This window comes from Thermodesulfobacteriota bacterium, from assembly GCA_040755095.1.
GTDB lineage: Bacteria > Desulfobacterota > Desulfobulbia > Desulfobulbales > JBFMBH01 > JBFMBH01.
On sequence record JBFMBH010000233.1, the window covers coordinates 1 to 2,986 of the forward strand.

General features: G+C 66.1%; 6 protein-coding genes. 3 read left to right on the forward strand and 3 right to left on the reverse strand.

Going from position 1 to position 2,986, the window contains the following annotated elements:
* Both AB1634_19185 and AB1634_19190 read left to right on the forward strand, forming a co-directional pair.
* Window positions 1-242 (forward strand): tyrosine-type recombinase/integrase (locus AB1634_19185; GenBank protein ID MEW6221637.1); only part of this gene is annotated, 242 nt, incomplete at its 5' end.
* 649 nt (window positions 243-891) lie between these two features.
* On the forward strand, window positions 892-1,146 hold the full coding sequence (locus AB1634_19190; protein ID MEW6221638.1) for a hypothetical protein: 255 nt from the start codon (window positions 892-894) through the stop codon (window positions 1,144-1,146).
* Window positions 1,147-1,277: 131 nt separating this feature from the next.
* Here AB1634_19190 and AB1634_19195 read toward each other — a convergent pair whose 3' ends face one another.
* Together AB1634_19195 and AB1634_19200 are read right to left on the reverse strand one after the other, a co-directional pair.
* Window positions 1,278-1,589 (reverse strand): hypothetical protein, encoded by a 312-nt coding sequence (locus tag AB1634_19195; protein MEW6221639.1) that lies wholly within the window; start codon window positions 1,587-1,589, stop codon window positions 1,278-1,280.
* Window positions 1,590-1,631: 42 nt separating this feature from the next.
* A complete protein-coding gene (locus AB1634_19200; GenBank protein MEW6221640.1) occupies window positions 1,632-1,940 on the reverse strand; it encodes a hypothetical protein in 309 nt (102 codons plus the stop codon).
* A 354-nt stretch (window positions 1,941-2,294) separates the two neighbouring features.
* Here AB1634_19200 and AB1634_19205 point away from each other — a divergent pair, with 354 nt between their 5' ends.
* Window positions 2,295-2,492 carry a hypothetical protein gene (locus AB1634_19205; GenBank protein MEW6221641.1) on the forward strand — a complete coding sequence of 66 codons (198 nt, stop codon included), beginning with the start codon at window positions 2,295-2,297 and terminating at the stop codon, window positions 2,490-2,492.
* A gap of 80 nt (window positions 2,493-2,572) precedes the next feature.
* Here the strand turns inward: AB1634_19205 and AB1634_19210 are convergent.
* Window positions 2,573-2,986, reverse strand: a 414-nt coding sequence (locus AB1634_19210; GenBank protein MEW6221642.1) for a type 1 glutamine amidotransferase domain-containing protein, incomplete at its 5' end; no start/stop codon positions are given.

Genomic DNA, 2,986 nt, shown 5'->3' on the forward strand with positions numbered 1-2,986 from the left:
ATGTCCTGGAATCCGGACTCCAGAAGGCGGTGAAGAGGGCCACCGCCGCTGCTGGCATCGACAAGAAGGTCGGCTGCCACACCCTCCGCCACAGCTTCGCCACCCATCTCCTGGAGAACGGCGTCAACATCCGGGTGGTGCAGGATCTCCTGGGCCATGCCGATGTCAAGACCACCGAGATCTACACCCACGTCATGGCCCGGGACATCCAGCGCCTGCAAAGCCCTCTCGACCGCCTCTGATGGCGAAACCCCGCACCCGGATCTTGGCCCCGCGAAGGAGGCATCCTGTCCCTTCGTCCTGTGCCCCGCTCGACGGGCTACGACCTTCCCGCCGGGGTGGCCACCGGGGGCGGCCCTCGTGCCGTTCTCCCCGGCGCCTCCCGCATGTGGGGCCCTACCGCCCCCGAGAGTACCCGCCAGATGGTTCTTACCCTTCCGGAGCATTGCTGGTCAAGGGAAATGCTCCCCCGCCAAAGGGCTGTTTGTTTGCGCCGGGATCGCCTGGCGGCCGGGAGTGCCGGGACGTTGGTGCTGAAGGTGCGTAACGGCCGGTGGGCCTCAGGACCACTCGGGCTGGTGAACGATCCTGGCCAAGTTTTTTCGTCCCACCTCAAAGTCCAGAAGCCTCGCCCCCGGACCCGTCTTGCGCAAGAGGAATGATCCTGCCACACAGGATCAGTGGCACGGGGGATGGGAGCGGCGGCGGCGGGGGGCGGGCGGGCGGCCAGCTGGGGGCCGGGGGCCAGGCGCTGGCATGGATCTTGATACTTTCTGGAAAGTGGGAGCCCGGGGACAAGGGCAGGCGCTTGGTCGCTTGCCACAGGCAAGAGCCAACCCCGGACAGCGTCGTGGCCAAGCCAGCCGCCAACGGAACAGGGAGGATACAGCCATGTATAGCCAACAGGAACTGTGCCGGAAGATCACCGCCCTCTATCCCGACATCGGCGAGTGCGGGATCGATGTCAATGTGGACTGGGACGAGCAGAAGAAGGTGTGGATGGTGGACCTCAAGAAGGGGCACCACGAGCTCAAGCACCACCTGGAGGTGCCGGACGCCGATGCCTGCATGGAAGGCCGGCAGTGTGTGGCCCTGGGATTGGACATCGCCCAGCTGCGGAAGAACGTCCTGGAGCAGCAGTTCTGACCGCCCGCGGCTGCACCAGCCGCCCAGCGGGAAGGGGCCGCCAGATTGGGATCTGGCGGCCCCTTCGATTTTGCTGGCCGCCCGCCAGCCCGGGCCTCCTTGCCCAGACACGGGGAGCGGTCCGCGGTGGGTCAGGCAGCGAGGGCGGTGGTGGTGGTCTGGGTGAAGCTCAGGTACAGATCCCGGACCCGCCGGCGCAGGCTGTGGATCCTCTCCGAATCCTCCGGGGTCGCCCACCGTGGCTCGCTGATGGCGTAGACCGCCTTGTGCAGCTCATCGATCACGCTCTCGGTGGACCGGCACCACTCATCCGTGCAGATGTGGGTCATCTCCTTGGCTTCGGCGATGTCGTTCTCCAGCTGGGTCACCGCTGCCGTGAGCTGGGTGACGAACTCCCGGTGCGCCAGCATCAGGTTGTTCTCCATCTCGATCTGTCTCTTCATGGTCATATCCTCCCTTGCAGTCTGGTTCGGGGGTTTGACGCGCTAGCCGCCGAAGTCGTAGTCGAAGGCCACCTTCTGGGCCTCCTTGTAGCGGCAGCTGAGATCAGCGATCTTCTCGCCGATCTCTTTTCTCTGCGGGCTCCACTCGGTGGGACACGCCACCCGCAGCTGATCGATCCGGTCTTCGAGCTCCGTCATCACGATGTGCAGGGCGTTGATCTGGGTATAGACCTTCTCCTTGTCACCCGTGGACCTCTGATCCAGCTGCCGGACCACATCGTACAGTCTCGCCTTCCAGCCGGTGAGCTCCGCATCGAGGTTCCGACAGTAGTCCCTGACTTCCATGGCCATGGCGATCCTCCTTTCTGCATCGGTGATGTCTCCGCTTTGGCCCCGCCATCCTCGCACACTCTTCCTGTAGCAACACTCGTACCAGACAGATGCCTTGTCCGCCGGTCGGGGGGGGACGGCTGGCCTCCTGGCGGCTGACGTCCGAAACAGCGGCAGGCCCAGTCCCGAGTCCTGTGGGCCGGGAATCTGTCCTGCTATCCGAGACAGCTTCCGGTCTGACCGCAGGGCCACGGGCGGCGGCCCTGGCCGGGCGGGCGCCCGTGGCCTGGCATCCTTGTTGCTTTGCATAGACAGGCGAGGAGTCCGCCGGCTGCCGGCAACCGGCGGCCTTCAGACAGGAAGAGGAGGTCTCCCATGGCTGAGGAATGTCCGGAATGCAAGGGAATCGGCAAGATCAGCGTCAAGACCTGCGTCAAGTGCGGCGGCACCGGCCAGGTGATCATCCATTCGCATGCCCACAAGCACGGGCAGTTCGGCCACGATCACCCCCATCCCCATCAGGAGCCGCACCACCCGGATGACCTGGGCCAGGCCCACGAGCACGAACACTGAGCGCCCTCCCCCCGCCCCCGGCCGCAGCGAAACGCCACCCCCCCCCCACGGCCGGGGGCGGGTTTTTTTCGCCCCCCCACTCAGCCTCCCGCCAGACGGGCCAGAATCGCCCGCATGAACGCCGGCAGGTCATCAGGGGCCCGGCTGGTCACGAGATTGCCGTCCACCACCACCTCCTGATCCACGAAGGTGGCGCCGGCATGCACCAGATCGTCCTTGATGGCAAAAAAGGCGGTGACTGTCCTGCCCTGCAGGATGTCCGCCGAGGCGAGCATCCAGCCGGCATGGCAGATGGCGGCCACCGTCTTGCCCGCCCGGGCGAAATCCCGTACCAGCGCCACCATGGCCGGATGCCGGCGCATATGGTCCGGCGCGTAGCCGCCCGGGATGACAATGGCATCGTAGTCGGCCGCTACCACCTCCTGCATCCCCTTGTCGGCCCGTACGGGCAGCCCGGCCTTGCCGGTGCATACCTGCCCCGCCCTGGGGCCCAC